The 16,449-nt window shown below is 66.5% G+C and carries 16 protein-coding genes; 15 read left to right on the top strand and 1 reads right to left on the bottom strand.

What is annotated here, in order from left to right; translation table 11 throughout:
* Nucleotide 1 precedes the first annotated feature (1 nt).
* The 13 genes from V7Q81_RS09550 (at nt 2) to V7Q81_RS09490 (ending at nt 14,345) form a co-directional block, all read left to right on the top strand.
* Entirely contained in the window at nt 2-769 is a 768-nt protein-coding gene (locus V7Q81_RS09550; protein ID WP_333842513.1) for an inositol monophosphatase family protein, read from the top strand.
* 91 nt (nt 770-860) lie between these two features.
* Nucleotides 861-2,288, top strand: a complete 1,428-nt coding sequence (gene trkA / locus V7Q81_RS09545; protein WP_333842511.1) for a Trk system potassium transporter TrkA — start codon at nt 861-863, stop codon at nt 2,286-2,288.
* 21 nt (nt 2,289-2,309) lie between these two features.
* Nucleotides 2,310-3,767, top strand: a complete 1,458-nt coding sequence (locus V7Q81_RS09540) for a TrkH family potassium uptake protein (RefSeq protein WP_333842508.1) — start codon at nt 2,310-2,312, stop codon at nt 3,765-3,767.
* 18 nt (nt 3,768-3,785) lie between these two features.
* Nucleotides 3,786-5,243: a TrkH family potassium uptake protein gene (locus tag V7Q81_RS09535; protein WP_333842506.1), complete on the top strand. Its 1,458-nt coding sequence runs from the start codon at nt 3,786-3,788 to the stop codon at nt 5,241-5,243.
* A gap of 90 nt (nt 5,244-5,333) precedes the next feature.
* Nucleotides 5,334-7,046, top strand: coding sequence for a PHA/PHB synthase family protein (locus V7Q81_RS09530; RefSeq protein WP_333842504.1), 1,713 nt, complete (start codon nt 5,334-5,336; stop codon nt 7,044-7,046).
* Nucleotides 7,047-7,129: 83 nt separating this feature from the next.
* A complete protein-coding gene (locus tag V7Q81_RS09525) occupies nt 7,130-7,690 on the top strand; it encodes a YqgE/AlgH family protein (protein ID WP_333842501.1) in 561 nt (186 codons plus the stop codon).
* A 4-nt stretch (nt 7,691-7,694) separates the two neighbouring features.
* Nucleotides 7,695-8,135: a Holliday junction resolvase RuvX gene (gene ruvX, locus V7Q81_RS09520; RefSeq protein WP_333842498.1), complete on the top strand. Its 441-nt coding sequence runs from the start codon at nt 7,695-7,697 to the stop codon at nt 8,133-8,135.
* A gap of 38 nt (nt 8,136-8,173) precedes the next feature.
* On the top strand, nt 8,174-8,680 hold the full coding sequence (gene pyrR / locus V7Q81_RS09515) for a bifunctional pyr operon transcriptional regulator/uracil phosphoribosyltransferase PyrR (RefSeq protein ID WP_333842496.1): 507 nt from the start codon (nt 8,174-8,176) through the stop codon (nt 8,678-8,680).
* Between the two features lie 92 nt (nt 8,681-8,772).
* On the top strand, nt 8,773-9,723 hold the full coding sequence (locus tag V7Q81_RS09510) for an aspartate carbamoyltransferase catalytic subunit (protein WP_333842494.1): 951 nt from the start codon (nt 8,773-8,775) through the stop codon (nt 9,721-9,723).
* Between the two features lie 2 nt (nt 9,724-9,725).
* Entirely contained in the window at nt 9,726-11,000 is a 1,275-nt protein-coding gene (locus V7Q81_RS09505) for a dihydroorotase (protein ID WP_333842491.1), read from the top strand.
* Nucleotides 11,001-11,282: 282 nt separating this feature from the next.
* The gene (locus V7Q81_RS09500; protein ID WP_333842488.1) at nt 11,283-11,486 is read left to right on the top strand and encodes a hypothetical protein; all 204 of its coding nucleotides are present in this window, start codon (nt 11,283-11,285) and stop codon (nt 11,484-11,486) included.
* Nucleotides 11,487-11,682: 196 nt separating this feature from the next.
* Nucleotides 11,683-13,725: a M3 family metallopeptidase gene (locus V7Q81_RS09495; RefSeq protein WP_333842487.1), complete on the top strand. Its 2,043-nt coding sequence runs from the start codon at nt 11,683-11,685 to the stop codon at nt 13,723-13,725.
* A 32-nt stretch (nt 13,726-13,757) separates the two neighbouring features.
* Nucleotides 13,758-14,345 (top strand): glutaredoxin family protein, encoded by a 588-nt coding sequence (locus V7Q81_RS09490; RefSeq protein WP_333842486.1) that lies wholly within the window; start codon nt 13,758-13,760, stop codon nt 14,343-14,345.
* 28 nt (nt 14,346-14,373) lie between these two features.
* Here V7Q81_RS09490 and V7Q81_RS09485 read toward each other — a convergent pair whose 3' ends face one another.
* On the bottom strand, nt 14,374-14,619 hold the full coding sequence (locus tag V7Q81_RS09485; protein WP_333842485.1) for a hypothetical protein: 246 nt from the start codon (nt 14,617-14,619) through the stop codon (nt 14,374-14,376).
* A 166-nt stretch (nt 14,620-14,785) separates the two neighbouring features.
* Between V7Q81_RS09485 and xth the strand changes: the two genes are divergently transcribed.
* Complete coding sequence (gene xth, locus V7Q81_RS09480) at nt 14,786-15,553, top strand: exodeoxyribonuclease III (protein ID WP_333842484.1); 768 nt, start codon at nt 14,786-14,788, stop codon at nt 15,551-15,553.
* Nucleotides 15,554-15,557: 4 nt separating this feature from the next.
* A partial coding sequence (locus tag V7Q81_RS09475) for a metal-dependent hydrolase (RefSeq protein WP_333842483.1) occupies nt 15,558-16,449 on the top strand: 892 nt, incomplete at its 3' end.

Below are 16,449 nucleotides of genomic sequence, written 5' to 3'. Positions count from 1 at the left end.
CATCGACGCGGTGCGCGAAGTCGCGCACAAAGAGATCCTCCCCCGCTACCTGAAGGTCGCCCACCGGCGCAAGAACGACGGCAGTCTGTTCACCGAGGCCGATCTCGCCGCCCAGGAGGCCCTTTGCAGGCGGCTCACCCAGCTCCACCCCGCGCCCCTGGTGGGGGAAGAGATGACCGCGGCCCAGCAAAGCGAGCAATACCTGCTGGGTGCCGAAGGGCTGTGGTGCGTGGACCCCATCGACGGCACCTCCAACTTCGTGAAAGGGCTGCCCTACTTCGCCGTGTCGGTAGCCCTGCTCGAACGCGGGCGACCAGTGCTTGGGGTGGTCTACGATCCAGTGGCCGAGGAGGCGTTCTATGCCGAGGCCGGTCGCGGCGCGTTCCTGAACGGGGAGCCTCTGCCCATCCGGGAACCCTCTCCAAGTCTCGCGGGCGCACTTGCCAGCGTGGATCTGAAGCGCCTGAGCCCCCGCCTCGCCTGCGAGCTGGCCGCTTCGCCCCCCTACATGTCTCAGCGCAACTACGGAGCAAGCACCCTGGAGTGGTGCTACACCGCCGCGGGCCGCTTCGATGTCTACCTGCACGGCGGGCAGAAGCTGTGGGACTACGCCGCCGGCTGCCTCATCCTGGCGGAGGCGGGCGGAGCCATGGGCACCCTCACCCACGACGACTTCTGGGCCGACGACCTGTGGCGCCGGTCGGTGGTCGCCGCCCTGGATCACCAGGTCTTCCAGGAATGGAAGACCTGGCTGCGGCAAAAGCTGTAACGCCCATGCCCCTCGCCGACTTCCCTGCAGGCCCCGGGGACGCATTGCCTGCGTTGCGCGATCCGTCCTCCCCTCGGTTACGCCCCGCGGCATGAAAATCATCATTCTTGGTGCCGGCCGGGTCGGCGCCTCCGTGGCCGAAAACCTGGTGGGCGAGCAAAACGACATCACCATCGTGGACACGGCGCCGGAGCGGCTCAAGGAGCTCCAGGACCGACTGGACCTGCGCACCGTGCTGGGCAACGCCGCCTACCCTTCCGTGCTGGCGTCCGCCGGAGCCCAGGATGCCGACATGCTGCTCGCCGTGACTCAGAGCGACGAGGTCAACATGGTGGCGTGCAAGATCGCCGCCAGCTTCTTCAACGTGCCCACCCGCATCGCCCGCATCCGCTCCACCGAGTACCTGGCCAAGCCCGAAATCTTCGGTCCCGAGCACTTCGGCATCGACAGCCCCATCTGCCCGGAACAAATCGTGACCGACCACATCCTGCAGCTGGTGGAGATTCCGGAGGCGCTGCAGGTGGTGAACTTCGCCGATGGCAGAGTGAAACTGGTGGCGCTCAAGGCCTTCCGCGGTGGCCCTCTGGTGGGTCACGCGCTGCACGACCTGAAAAAGCACGTCCCCCACGTGGACACGCGCGTGGTGGCCATCTACCGGCAGAACCGGCCCATCGTACCCGAGGGCGACACGGTGATCGAACCTGGGGACGAGGTGTTCCTGATCGCGGCCAAGGAGAACATCCGCACCGTCATGCGGGAGCTGCGCCAGCTCGACCGGCCAGTGCGCCGGGTAATGATCGCCGGCGGCGGCAATATCGGCACCCGAGTCGCCCGCGCCCTGGAAAAGAGCCACCAGGTGAAGCTCGTCGAGCACAACAAGCAACGCTGCGAGCTGCTGGCGGCCGAGCTACATGGGACCCTGGTGCTGAACGGCGACGCTACCGATGAGGAGCTGCTGGAAGCGGAGGCGGCAGGCGAAATGGACCTGTTCTGTGCCCTCACCAACGATGACGAGAACAACATCATGGCCTCCCTCCTGGCGAAGCGCATGGGCGCGCGCAAGGCCATCTGCTTGATCAACCGCCCGGCCTATGTGGACCTGGTCCATGGAGGCGAGATCGACATCGCCCTGTCCCCCTCCCAGGTGACTATCGGGTCGCTGCTCGCCCACGTGCGCCGGGGCGACGTGGCAGTGGTGCACAGTCTGCGCCGCGGCGCGGCAGAAGCCCTGGAGCTGATCGCCCATGGCGACGCCTCCACTTCCAAGGTGGTTGGTCGGGCAATAGGCGATATTCGGCTGCCCCGGGGTGCCACTATCGGTGCCATCGTGCGCAGGCTGGAGCGGCCCATGGTGGAGCGCCTGGACGACACCGCCGCCGAGGAACGCAACGAGCAGGTGCTGATCGCGCACCACGACACGGTGATCCGCCCGGACGACCACGTGATCGTGTTCGTGCCGAACAAGCGCATGATCCCCAAGATCGAGAAGCTGTTCCAGGTGGGGCTGGGCTTTTTCTAGCCCACCCGTGCCGGCTCCGACATGAAGCGCCTGCTGCGGGTCCTCCATGCGTTCAGCCTGGTGGCGATGCTGTTTGCCCTCACCATGCTGCTGCCGCTGTTCATCTCTTTGCTCACCCGCGACGGCGCGCTCCACATCTATGACCAGGCAGTGCTCGTGACGCTCGCGACCGGTGGCCTCTTGTGGCTTCTCACCCGCAGCGCCCGGGGCGATGTGGAAGGCCGGGACGGCTTCCTGCTGGTCGCCATGGTCTGGTCGTTGCTGCCGGTGTTCGGGGCGTTGCCCCTCATCCTGCACGATCCCGCCCTGGGATTTACCCGGGCCTATTTCGAAGCGGTCTCAGGACTCACCGCCACCGGCGCCACCGTCATGTCGGGGTTGGATGAGCTTCCCATTTCCATCAACATCTGGCGCGGCCAGATGCAGTGGTTAGGGGGCATCGGCGTGATCGTGCTGGCTGTGGCCATCCTACCCATGCTGGGTGTGGGGGGACGACAGCTGCTCAAGGCCGAGATCCCGGGCCCAATGAAGGAGACCAAGCTCACGCCCCGCATCGCCGAGACGGCCAAAGGCCTATGGCTGGTCTATTTCCTGCTGACGCTGGCCTGTCTGGGCGCCTACTGGGCGGGGGGCATGCCGTTCCTCGACGCCCTCATGCACAGCTTCACCACCATGGGGCTTGCGGGCTTCTCCAACCACGACGCCAGTTTCGGCCACTTCGACTCGCCCCTGCTAGAGGCGATCGCCATCACCTTCATGCTGATCGCCGGCATCAATTTCGGTGCCCATTTCCTGGCCCTGCGCCGGCGCAGCCTCTGGCCTTACGTGAGCGATCCGGAGGCCCGCTGGTTCCTTGCCTTGATGGCGGCGGGGGTGCTGGTGGTGGCCCTGCACTTATGGTTGTCGGGCACCTACGGCGATTTCTCGACGGCGTTGCGTTACGCCGCCTTCAATACCGTGTCGGTGGCCACCACCACCGGCTATGCCACCGCCGACTTCGGCCAGTGGCCGTCCTTCGCCGGTTTTTTCATGCTGTTCCTGGCGAGCTTCGCCACCTGCTCCGGCTCCACCGGGGGCGGAATCAAGATGATCCGCGCACGTCTGCTCTACACCCAGGTCTACCGGGAGTTCGTGCGCCTGGTGCACCCGAACGCCGTCTCGCCGGCAAAGATCGGCGAGACGGTGGTTCCCAATCACATCATCTTCGCGGTCCTGGGTTTCTTTTTCATCTTCATCGCTACCCTCACCACCATGACCCTGCTCATGATGGCCAGCGGCCTGGATGAGGTGACGGCCATCTCGGCGGTGGTGGCCACACTTTGCAACGTCGGCCCCGGTCTGGGAGCGGTGGGGCCGTCATCCAATTTTTCCGTGCTCAATGACTTCCAGATCTGGCTGGGCAGCATCGCCATGCTGCTCGGCAGGCTGGAGCTCTTCGCCCTGTTCCTGCTGCTCACACCGGTGTTCTGGCAGCGTTAGGCCGCGGAGGTCTCAGCGATGAACCGACTGCTGGTGGTCTCCCATCTGCTTAGCCTGGTGATCGTCATCTTCGGGCTCACCATGCTGTTTCCGGTGCTGGTTTCCCTGGTTTACGGCGACGGCGGCCTACGCGCCTTCGTCCAAGGAATGTCCGTCTGCCTGGTGTCTGGCGCGCTGCTGTGGCTTGCCACCCGCCGGTACAAGCGCGAGCTCCAGGTGCGAGACGGCTTCCTGCTGGTGGCCCTGGCGTGGCTCGCGCTGCCGGCCGTCGCGGCCGTTCCCTTCATGCTTTATTTCCCCGATCTCTCGTTCACCGACGCCTACTTCGAAGCAGTGTCCGGCCTCACGACCACTGGCGCCACCATCTTTGCGGGGCTCGACGCGTTCCCGCCGTCGATCAACCTCTGGCGCGGGGAGCTGCAGTGGCTCGGGGGCATGGGCATTCTGGTACTGGCGGTGGCGATCCTGCCCATGCTCGGCGTCGGCGGCAGCCAGATCTTCAAGGCCGAAACACCGGGCCCCATGAAAGACACCAAGCTCACGCCTCGCATCACCGAGACCGCCCGTGGCCTGTGGCTGGTGTATTTCGTCCTCACCCTGGCGTGCATCGGCGCCTACCGGCTCGCGGGCATGGGCTGGCTCGATGCCGTCATCCACGCCTTCACTACCTTGAGCCTGGGCGGTTACTCGAGCCACGACGCGAGCTATGGCTTTTTCGACTCGCCGGCGATCGAGGCGGTCACGATTCTGTTCATGCTGCTCGCCGGCCTTAACTTCGGCAGCCATTTCCTGGCGTTTCGCCGCTTGAGCCTGGCGCCTTACCGGCACGACCCGGAGCTGGGCTGGTATTTCCTGGTGCTGGCGGGAAGCTGCACTGGGATCGCCTTGTACCTGTGGCTGTCGGGCGCCTACGGCGATTTCCCGACAGCGTTGCGCTACGCCACCTTCAACACCGTGTCCATGGCCACCACCACCGGTTATGCCAGCACCGACTTCAACCAGTGGCCTGTCTTCGCGTCCCTCTGGATGCTGTTCCTGGCGAGCTTCGTCTCCTGCTCCGGCTCCACTGGCAGCGGGATCAAGATGGCACGGGCGCTGTTGCTGTATAAGCAGGTGTTTCGCGAAATGACCCGCATCATTCATCCCCAAGCCATCGTGCCGGTGAAGCTGGGGGGCAACGTGGTGCCCAACGCCGTGATCTACGCCGTGCTGGCGTTCAGCTTCCTGTGGATGGCCTCGGTGGTGGTCATGACCCTGGTTCTCTGCGCCTCTGGGCTGGAGATCGTCAGTGCCTTCACGGCCGTCATCGCTTGCATCACCAACACCGGCCCGGGGCTCAACCAGGTCGGGCCCGCGACCAACTATGCCTCCCTCACCGACTTCCAGACCTGGGTGTGCTCCTTCGCCACGGTGCTGGGCCGGCTCGAGTTGTTCACGCTGTTTATCCTGTTGAACCCCGCCTTCTGGCGCAAGTAGCGAAGCGGCTCCGATCCCGCTACCATTGTCTTGTATGCACCGCACAATCCGGAACGCATTTTCCGCGCCTCCGGCAGGAGGTATGTGTCCATGACCCAAGCTTTCCGCCGGGAGGCTGCGCCGGGTGCCGATTTGCGGCGCCTCGCCGATCCCTTCGGCGTCGCTGAATCCCTGGAGGAGGTGCGGCAGGCTTGGCTGGCCCATCCCGGGGAGCTCGCTCAAGCCCTTGGGGAGGCCGCCCGGGGCTTCGCCGAGCTTAACGCCCGGGTGCTGAGCCTCGCCGCCTGGACCGGCGGGGCCGGCACCCATGAGGCGGTGGCCGAAGACGAACGTTTCGCCGATCCGCTCTGGTCCTCGGTGCCGACCTTCGCCCTCATTCGCGACAACTACCTGCACTTCACCCATTGGCTGGAGGAGGCCATCTATCGCACTCCGGGCGTGCCGGCGCGGCAACGCCGCCGGGCAGCCTTCTGGGCCCGTCAGTGGCTGAACGCCATCGCCCCCACCAACTTCCTCATCACCAACCCGGTGGCCTGGCGCAAGGCCGCCGAGAGCGGTGGCTTGAGCTTGGTCCAAGGGTGGCGCAATTTCCTCGACGACTTGCGGGCAGGCGACGTGCAGATGGTGGATCCGAGCCCCTTCCGCGTGGGGGTCAACCTGGCCACCACGCCCGGCGCGGTGGTGTTCCGCAACGCCCTCATGGAAGTACTGCACTACCGGGCCAGCACCGAGCGGGTGCGGGAAATCCCGGTGGTCATCGTGGCACCGTGGATCAACAAGTACTATGTCCTGGACCTGAGGCCACAGAACAGCCTGATCCGCCACCTGGTAGACCAGGGGTTCGACGTGTACGCGACGAGCTGGAGGAATCCGGGCCTGGACCTGGCGGATACGACCTTCGACGATTATCTGATCGAGGGGGTGCTGAAGGCGATCGATGTGGCGCGAAGCGTCTCCGGCGTCTCCAAGGCCCACGCCGTGGGCTATTGCCTGGGAGGTACGGCTCTCGCCGCCCTCATGGCCTGGCTCCACCGCCGCCACGAGGAAAGTCCCGACGAACACCCGATCGCCCATTGGACCTTGTTCGCCTCTTTGGTGGATTTCTCCCGGCCCGGGGCCATCGAAGTTTTCATCGACGAACAGAGCGTCGAATTTCTGGAGCGCCTGATGGCGCATCAGGGAGGCCTGGAAGGCCGCCAGATGGCTTGGTCATTTCGACTGCTGCGGTCCAACAGCCTTGTCTGGCGCTACGTGGTGCACGGCTATCTCTACGGCGAAAAGCCCCCTGCCCTGGACGTGCTGTATTGGAACACCGACACCACCCGGCTGCCCCGCGCGATGCACAGCTTCTATCTGCGGGAGTTCTACCTGGCCAACAAGCTGGCCCAGAAGGACGCCCTTGAGCTGGCAGGGCTGCCCATCGATCTGGGACGCATTCGGCAGCCGCTCTATTGCGTGGGCTGCGAAGAGGACCACATCGTTCCCTGGAAGGCGGCCTTCGAGATTTGCCACCTGGTGTCCGGGCCGGTGCGCTTCACCCTTACCAGCTCGGGGCACATCCTCGGCATCGTCAATCCCCCCGTGGAACCGCCGAGGCGCTACTACTGGGCAGGGGAGGCTGCTGGGGCAAGGCGCGCCGAAGAGTGGCGCCAGCGCCAGAACCGTCAGCCCGGCAGCTGGTGGCAGGATTGGCTGCCGTGGCTTGCCGAACGCTGCGGTCCCCTCAGGACGCCGCCCCCTCTCGCCACGGAACAATATCCTCCGCTCGCCGAAGCCCCCGGCACCTATGTGCTGGAGCCCTAGCCGCCTGCACCAGAAAGCCCGCGCCCCGAGGGCAGAGGGGGGTGCAAATTGTGGCGTTCCATTGGGGGGGCTACAATAAAAACATGGGGTCCATCAATCTCACTCACCACTTCCTGATCGCCATGCCCAACATGGTGGATCCCTTCTTTTCCCGGACCCTGACCTACATCTGCGAGCACAACGAGCAGGGGGCCTTGGGGCTAGTGGTTAACCGCCCCATCGACATGACGCTGGAGGCGCTGTTCGAGCAGATCAGCGTGCCCCTCGCCCGGGAGGACCTGCGCGGGGTTCCCGTGCACTTCGGGGGGCCCGTGCAGATGGACCGGGGCTTCGTCCTCCATCGTCCGGTGGGCGAGTGGCAGTCCACCATGCCGGTGCAGGATGACATCGGGCTCACCACGTCTAAGGACATTCTCCAGGCGGTTGGGCGGGGCGAGGGACCCCGCAGCCTTCTGGTGACCCTGGGCTACGCCGGGTGGGCACCCGGGCAGCTGGAGCAGGAGATCTCCCAGAACGCCTGGCTCACGGTGCGGGCCCAACCCAGCGTCATTTTCGACCTGCCTCCCGAGGAACGCCTGCCGGCAGCCATGGAGCTGCTGGGGATCGATTTCGCCAGGCTCTCCGACGACGCCGGCCACGCCTGAGGCGATGCACCCGGAACGGGGCACCGTTCTCGCCTTCGATTTCGGCGAAAAGCGCATCGGCGTGGCCGTGGGCGACGCGGCGCTCAAGCTCGCCCATCCGCTCACTGTCATCCACGGGCAGGGCAACGACCGCCGCTTCCAGGCGATCGCCGCCCTGGTGCAGGAATGGCGCCCGGTACTGCTGGTGGTAGGCGCCCCTGTGCGGGAAGACGGCACCGCCCATCCCATGGGAGAGCGCTGTCGACGCTTCGCTCGGCGGCTCGCCGGGCGCTTCGGGCTGCCGGTGGCGGTGGTGGACGAGCGGCTCTCCTCCTGGTCAGCCGAAGAGGCCCTGATCCGGGCGGGCGTCTCTGCCGGAAAGCGGCGGGCGCTGCTGGACGCCGCCGCGGCCCAGACCCTCCTGGAAAGCTACTTCGCCGAGCCGCATCTCGCCAAAAAACCCTGATAGAATCGGCCCTTTCCCGGCGAGCGAGACAGGGCCCCATGGGGATCACCCGGCTTCCCGAGGTTGGCGAGCTTCTGGCGCGGCTCGAAGCGGCCATGCGCGCCGAGGTCAGCGAGAACACCGCCCTGGTGGGCATCCATACGGGCGGTGTGTGGGTGGCCGAGCGGCTCCACGCGGCCCTCGGCATCCGGTTTCCCCTGGGCACCCTGGACGTGTCCTTCTATCGGGACGACTACGAGCAGCGGGGACTGCACCGGGAAGTCAAGCGCTCCTCCATTCCCTTCGAGGTGGAAGGGCGGGACCTTATCCTGGTGGACGACGTGCTGTACACGGGGCGCACCATCCGCGCCGCCATGAACGAGCTGTTCGACTACGGCCGCCCAGCCCGCATCCGCCTCGCCGCCCTTCTCGACCGGGGCGGGCGAGAGCTGCCCATCTGCCCCCAGTTCGTCGGCGCCCAAGTGGCCCCCGCCCAGGACGAGCTGATCGCCTTGATTCGCACCGAGAACGGGCAGCTGCGCCTCGCCATCGAGCCCAAGCAGTAGCAAAGCCGCCGAGGCATCAGGGCCGCGCCTTCGAGCGCCCCTTGGTCAACGGGCGGGGTTGCCCTAAAATTTCGCCACTGCCGCCCGCGCCCATGCAGCCCAACCCCCAGCTCAACCACGAGGGTGCGCTCCAGCACCTGCTCACCATCGAAGGGCTGCCCGCTTCCATTCTCACCCACATCCTGGACACCGCCGACTCCTTTGTCGGCGTGACCGAACGGGAAGTGAAGAAAGTGCCCCTGCTGCGGGGCAAGGCCATCTTCAACCTGTTCTTCGAGCCCTCCACCCGCACCCGTACCACCTTCGAGATCGCCGCCAAGCGGCTGTCGGCGGACGTGGTCAACCTGAACATCGCCGTCTCCTCCCAGGCGAAAGGGGAAACGGTCCTCGACACGGTGGACAATCTCTCGGCCATGCAGGCGGACATGTTCGTCGTGCGCCACGCCCAGAGCGGTGCCGCTCACCTGATCGCCCAACACGTGAAACCCGGCATCCACGTGATCAACGCCGGCGACGGACGCCACGCCCATCCCACCCAGGCGCTCTTGGACATGTACACCATCCGCCACTACAAGAAGGATTTCCGCGCCCTGCGCGTGGCGATCGTGGGGGACGTGCTCCACTCCCGGGTGGCCCGTTCCCAGATCCACGCCCTCACCACCCTGGGGGTGGCGGAAGTGCGAGTGGTAGGCCCTCGCACCCTCATTCCGACCCTGGTGGAGCGCATGGGAGTCAAGGTGTACCACGACATGCGGGAAGGCTTGCGGGATGTGGACGTGGTGATGATGCTCAGGCTGCAGAACGAGCGCATGCACGGCTCGTTCCTGCCGAGCCCCCAGGAGTACTTCAAGCATTGGGGCCTCACCCAGGACAAGCTCAAGCTGGCCAAACCCGACGCCATCGTGATGCATCCGGGGCCCCTCAACCGGGGGGTAGAAATCGACTCCAGCGTGGCCGACGGACCCCAGTCGGTCATTCTGCCCCAGGTCACCTTCGGCATCGCGGTGCGCATGGCGGTGATGAGCATCCTGGCGGGCAATTAGAATTGAAGATTCATATCAAAGGCGGCCGCCTGATCGATCCGGCGAGCGGCGTCGACCGGATCGCCGACCTCTTTATCGCGGCGGGCCGGGTCGCCGCCGTGGGAGAGCCCCCGGAGGGCTTCCATGCGAACCGGGTGATCGACGCCGCGGGCCTCATCGTGTGCCCGGGGCTGGTGGACCTCTCAGCCCGCCTGCGGGAGCCGGGGTATGAATACAAGGCGACCCTGGAGTCGGAGATGCAGGCGGCCATCGCCGGCGGCGTCACCAGCCTGGCCTGCCCCCCCGATACCGATCCGCCCCTGGACGAGCCGGGGCTGGTGGAGATGCTCAAGCACCGGGCGCGGCTGCTCAACCAGGCCCACGTCTACCCCATCGGCGCCCTCACGGTGGGGCTCGCGGGCGAGCGGCTCACCGAGATGTCCCAGCTCGCCGAGGCGGGCTGCGTCGCCTTCTCCCAGGCGGATGTACCCATCGTCGACACCCTGGTGCTCATGCGGGCGATGCAGTACGCCGCCACCTTTGGCTTCAGCGTGTGGCTACAACCCCAGGACCCGTTCCTTGCCCGCTCAGGCGTGGCCCATGACGGGGAGGTGGCCACCCGGCTGGGGCTACCCCCTGTTCCCGCCTGCGCCGAGGTGATCGATCTGGAGCGCATCCTGCTCCTGATGCGCGAGACCGGTGCCCGGGTGCACGTGTGCCGGGTCTCCCACGCCGAGACCCTGCGCCGCATCGCCGCGGCCCGCGCCGAAGGGCTTCCCGTCACCTGCGATGTCTCCATTCATCACCTGCATCTGTGCGAGATCGACCTGGGCTTTTTCGATTCCAACTGCCGCCTGAACCCGCCCCTGCGCAGCCTGAGGGACCGGGACGCCCTGCGGGAGGCGCTGGCGAGCGGCGTGGTGGACGCGGTCTGCTCCGACCACACGCCGGTCGACGACGACGCGAAGCAACTTCCCTTCGCCGAGGCGGCACCCGGGGCGACGGGGCTGGAGCTGCTCCTGCCCCTCACCCTCAAGTGGGCCAAAGAGGCAGGGGTGCCCTTGGCCCAGGCACTTGCCCGCCTCACCCGGGACCCGGCCCGGATCCTGGGCATCGATGCAGGGACTCTGCGCCCCGGCGCCGCGGCCGACGTGTGCATCTTCGACCCAGAGGCAGCTTGGGTGGTGGAACCCGGGGCTCTCCACAGCCAGGGAAGGAACACCCCATTTCTGGGATTGGCGCTCTGCGGCCGCACCCGCTACACCCTGGTGGCCGGAAACGTGGTCTACGCCGGTTGAGTTTCCGGCGTCCGAAAGGGTCCGGGTGGCGCTTTCCGGCAACAGGAAAACGCCCGCTAAATCAACCCTTCCGTTCCGTGCCGCGGATCTGCGTTGCCTGGGAGCGACATGGGAGCGTCTCCTCCTCTAGCGCAGCCTCCCGTCTGGCGCCCCTGCCTCACTCCAGTCCGTTCATTTCACGAAACAATCATTGCCCTGGCACGGATATCGCTCAAGGCCGGACGTGAGCTGAAGCGCTCACCTTCCTTTCCCCTAATCCATGCGAACGTTCTGGAGGTATCCATGCCATCGAAAACACCCCTGAAGCGGTACCTGTCCCCTGTGCTGGTCGCTCTTGCCGTAGCGGGCATGACGGGAGCGGCCTATGCGGGCTCCACGGCCCAGGGCAAGGGCGGCGTTTCCTTGGAAAACCAGACCGTCGGCCAGCAGACCCCGCCCGATTGCAAGAAGAATCCCGAGGACCCGCGGTGCAAGGAAAAACAATGATCCATTAAGCGCGTCGCCGTCGGAGGACAACGCAACCGCGGGTTTATCTCCTTCCTCCTCTCGTTGTCCTCCCTGAGTTGGGCGTGGTCTTTGTGGCCACGCCTTTTTTATCTGCCTGCGGGAGCGCATCGAGGAAGCGGGCCCCTCGGACGCCTCGGCTACAATACGTCTCTTACGAAAAACCCCGAACCTACCTATGCCTGCCGAAACCAATCCGCTCCTCGATTTTTCCGGCCTGCCCCGCTTTCCCGAGATCCGGCCGGAGCACGTGGCTCCCGCCGTGGAGCAGGTGCTCAGTGAGGCCCGCACCGTCATCGACCAGCTGGAACGATCGGCGCAGCCCCCCACCTGGGAAACCGTGGTGCGCCCCCTGGAGGATGCCAACGAGCGGGTCTCCCGAGCCTGGGGGCCGGTCGCCCATCTCAACGCGGTCATGAACACGCCGGCGCTGCGGGAAGCCTACAACGCGAACCTGCCCCGGATCACCCAGTACTACGCGGCGCTCGGCCAGAACCGGATCCTGTTCGACAAATACAAGGCCATCCAGGCTTCGCCCGCCTTCCAGCGCTTGACGCGGTCCCAGCGCCGGGTGATCGAGAACGAGATCCGGGACTTCCGCTTAGGGGGCGTCGAGCTGCCGGAGAAGGAGCGCGCCCGCTTCCTGGAAATTCAGGAACGGCTCGCTCAACTCCAGTCCCGTTTTTCCGACAACCTGCTGGATGCCACCAACGCTTTCGCCTATTACGCGGGTGAGGGGGAGCTGGCGGGCATTCCACCCGACGTGCTGGAAGCGGCCCGGGAGGCCGCCCGCCAGGAGGGCAAAACCGGCTGGAAGTTCACCCTGCACATGCCCTCCTACCTGCCGGTTATGCAGTACGCGGACCATCGTCCTTTGCGGGAGACCCTGTACCGGGCCTATGTCACCCGGGCGAGCGATCTGGGGCCGCAAGCCCTGGACAATACCCCCCTCATTCGGGAGATCCTCAGGCTCCGCGCTGAGGAAGCGCGACTGCTGGGCTTCGCCAGTTACGCGCAGCTTTCCCTGCAGACCAAGATGGCCCGCTCACCCGAGGAGGTGCTCGACTTCCTCCACACCCTGGCGGCCAAGGCCAAGCCCTTCGCCGAACGGGATCTCGCCGAGCTAGAGGAATTTGCCGCCCGCGACCTGCGGCTCGCGCGGCTGGAGGCTTGGGATATCCCCTATGCGAGCGAAAAGCTGCGGCTCGCCCGCTACGCCTTCTCGGAGCAGGAAGTGAAACAGTACTTCCCCGAGACCCGGGTGCTGCCAGGCTTGTTTCGTCTGGTGGAAACCCTCTACGGCGTGCGCATCGAGCAGGCGCAAGCCCCGGTGTGGCACCCCGACGTGAAGTTCTTCCGCATCTTCTCGGAGGGCGGAGAGCTGGTGGGTCAATTCTATGCCGACCTCTACGCCCGGCCCTCGAAGCGGGGCGGGGCCTGGATGGACGATGCCATCACTCGCCGACGCCTGGCTTCCGGGGTGCAGGTGCCCGCGGCTTATCTCACCTGCAACTTCTCGGCGCCCCAAGGCGGCAAACCTGCGCTCCTCACCCATGATGAAGTCATCACCCTGTTCCACGAGTTCGGCCATGGGCTGCACCATCTCCTCACCCGGGTGGACGAGCTGGCGGTGGCCGGGATCAACGGAGTGGAGTGGGATGCGGTGGAGCTGCCGTCCCAGTTCATGGAAAACTTCTGCTGGGAGTGGGAGGTAGTCGCGCCCATGAGCGGGCATGTGGACACCGGGGAGCCCCTGCCCCGGGCGCTCTTCGACAGGATGCGCGCGGCGCGCAATTTCCAGGCAGGCATGCAAACCGTGCGGCAGCTGGAGTTCGCCCTATTCGACATGCGCCTGCACCACGACTTCGACCCGCAGCGGGGAGACTTCATGGGGCTCCTGGACGAGGTGCGCCGCCAGGTGGCAGTGGTATTCCCGCCAGCCTACAACCGCTTCCCCCACAGCTTTTCCCATATCTTCGCTGGGGGCTACGCCGCGGGCTACTACAGCTACAAGTGGGCCGAGGTGCTTTCCGCCGACGCCTACAGCCTGTTCGAGGAGCACGGGGTACTCTCCCCCGAGATCGGCCGCCGCTTCCGGGATGAGATCCTGGCCGTCGGCGGCAGCCGCCCGGCGCTGGAGTCCTTCATCGCGTTCCGTGGGCGGGAACCCCGCATCGAAGCGCTGCTGCGCCACAGTGGTATGATCGCCGAGACCGCCTGAGGCTGCACCGGGCGGACAAAGGGAGGCAACCCATGGGCAAGCTCATCCTGGCCGTCCTGCTCCTCGCGGCGGGCACCGCCGCCGCCCAGCAAACCCTCTACCGCTGGGTGGACAGGGAGGGGCGAGTGCACTACACGGACACGCCGCCCCCGGCGGAAGCCCAGCGGAAGGAGCAGAAGAAAATGGGCGGCGGCGCCGAGGCGACGGCATTGCCGTTCGCCGTGCGCCAGGCGGCGAGCCGCTATCCGGTCACCCTCTATGCCGGCGACTGTGGCAAGGCCTGCGACCAGGCCCGGCGGCTGCTGGCAGAACGAGGCATTCCCTATGCCGAGAAAGACGGACGGCTCCCCGCCGAGCAGGCGGAATTGAAAAAGCTCGTTGGCGCCGCCGAGGTGCCCGTGCTGAAAGTGGGCAGCCAAGTGCTCAAGGGTTTCGAGGCGTCCCAGTGGCATCTCACCCTGGATGCGGCCGGCTATCCGCGGGAGCTGCCGGCGGCCCTGCGCCCCCGCCCCGTCAAGCGGGCGGTGCCCCAGGACGAGCCCGCGCCGCAGCCGGGGCAACCCTCGGCGGGCGAAGCAGCCCCGATGGAAAGCGCCTCCCCGGCAGCCGGGGCTCGCTAGCTGCAGGAAATCTTGCGGCGCCTTGCGGTCAGCGGCGGCATACCGCCCGCAACTCGGCCACCTCGGTGCGCAGGCTCTTGAGCTCCATGAGGATTTGCCGCTGTTCCTCGCGGATCGCGGCGTGGGCCCGCTCCTGGGAGTAATAGAGCTCCCGCTGCAGCTCCGCGTCGCTCATGGCCTCCCGCTGGGGCCCTCTTTCGGTGAAGCCATCCCGCTGTCCGGGGAGCAACAGGAGCCCGGGCACGAAGAGGGCGATGAGGATGGATTTTTTCATGGGGATCGCCTCCTTTCTCTCAGGTCTTCAACCTTCCATGCACCCTTGTGTGGCCGACCCTAAGGTTCGTCGAGGCAAGCGAGGCACGACACTTCAACCGTGCGGACGACCGCCTGCCGAGGGCACTCTACCAGGCGAGTCGCTTTGAAGCAGGTTCTGGCCCCCCATGCGCCTCGCCACCTGGAACGTGAACTCCCTCAAGGTACGCCTGCCCCAGCTGCTGGAATGGCTCGCGCGCCAGCGCCCCGACGTGGTATGCCTGCAGGAAACCAAGCTGGAGGACGCAGCTTTCCCCCGCCTCGAGATGGCCCAGGCGGGCTATGCCGCCTGCTTTGCCGGCCAGAAAACCTACAACGGGGTGGCGATCCTCTCCCGCACCGAGCCGCGGGCGGTGAGCGTGGGCATTCCGGGCTTTCAGGACGAACAGAAGCGTGTGATCGCGGCGAGCGTCGAACAAGTGCGGGTGGTGTGCGTGTATGTGCCCAACGGCCAGAGCGTGGGCTCGGACAAGTACGACTACAAGCTGCGCTGGATGGGGGCCTTGACCGCTTGGCTTGCAACCGAGCTCGAACGCCATCCTCAGCTCGCCGTGCTGGGCGACTTCAACGTGGCTCCCGAGGAGGCCGACGTCCACGACCCCCGGCTCTGGGAGGGGCAGGTCTTGTTCAGCGGCCCGGAGCGGGAAGCGTTCAAGAAACTCCTTGCCCTGGGCTTCAAGGACAGCTTCCGCCTCTTCCCCCAGCCCGAGAAGGCCTTCACCTGGTGGGATTACCGAATGGCCGCCTTCAAGCGCAACCTGGGCCTGCGCATCGACCACATCCTGCTTTCGCCCGCCCTCGCCCGACGCTGCACGGGCTGCTCCATCGACGTGGCGCCGCGGCGCGGGGCCCGGCCTTCGGACCACGCGCCGGTGATCGCCGAACTGGCCGACTGACCCGATGGACACCCTGACCCACGCTCTGTCCGGCGCCCTGATCGCCCGGGCCACCGAACCCCGGGGAGACCGTCCCCTCGCCGCCAGGGGCTGGCGGCGGGCGATGGCGGGCTTTGTGGCGGCCGCTTTCCCCGACGTGGATTACTTCCTGAGCTACGTCTCCCCGGTCACCTATCTGCTGGGCCACCGGGGTCTCACCCACTCGGTGCTGCTGCTGCCGCTGTGGGCCCTGCTGCTCGCCTGGCTCTTCGCGCGGATCGATGGAGGAGGGCTGCCGTGGCGCGCCTGCTTTGCAGTGTGCGCCCTCGCCCTTGGCATGCACATCGCGGGAGACCTGATCACCTCCTTCGGCACCATGATCTTCGCCCCGCTTTCCGATACCCGCTGGGCCCTGGGCACCACCTTCATCATCGACCTCTGGTTCACCGGCTTGATCGCCCTAGCCCTCCTCGCCAGCGCCGCAATCCCCCGGAGCCGGGCACCCGCCGTGGCCGGGCTCGTGCTGCTGGCGGCCTACGTGGGCATGCAGGCCCTGCTCAAGCAGCAGGCAGTGCAATGGGGCGAAGCCCATGCCCGCGCCCAAGGGCTTGGGAAGGCTCGGGTCAGCGCCCTGCCCCGCCCGGTGTCGCCGTTCAATTGGATGGTGATCGTGGACGAGGGCACCCGCTACCACCACGCTTCGGTCAACCTGCGGCGCAAGCAGCCGCTGCCGCCCCTAGGTCCTGGCGCGGGGCTCATTGCGCGGCTCGACGCCGCGTATCGCCCCCTAACGGGGGCCGTGTGGGAGGTGACGCCGCGATTCGGTGAAGAGCCCACCGAGCGGCAGCTCGCGCAGGAAGCGTGGCGCCAGCCGGGGCTCGCATTTTTCCGCTGGTTCGCCGCCTACCCCGCGCTGC

The sequence above is a fragment of the Pelomicrobium sp. genome, from assembly GCF_036803785.1.
Classification (GTDB): Bacteria; Pseudomonadota; Gammaproteobacteria; order Burkholderiales; family UBA6910; genus Pelomicrobium.
This window is presented reverse-complemented; position numbering and strand designations above follow the sequence as displayed.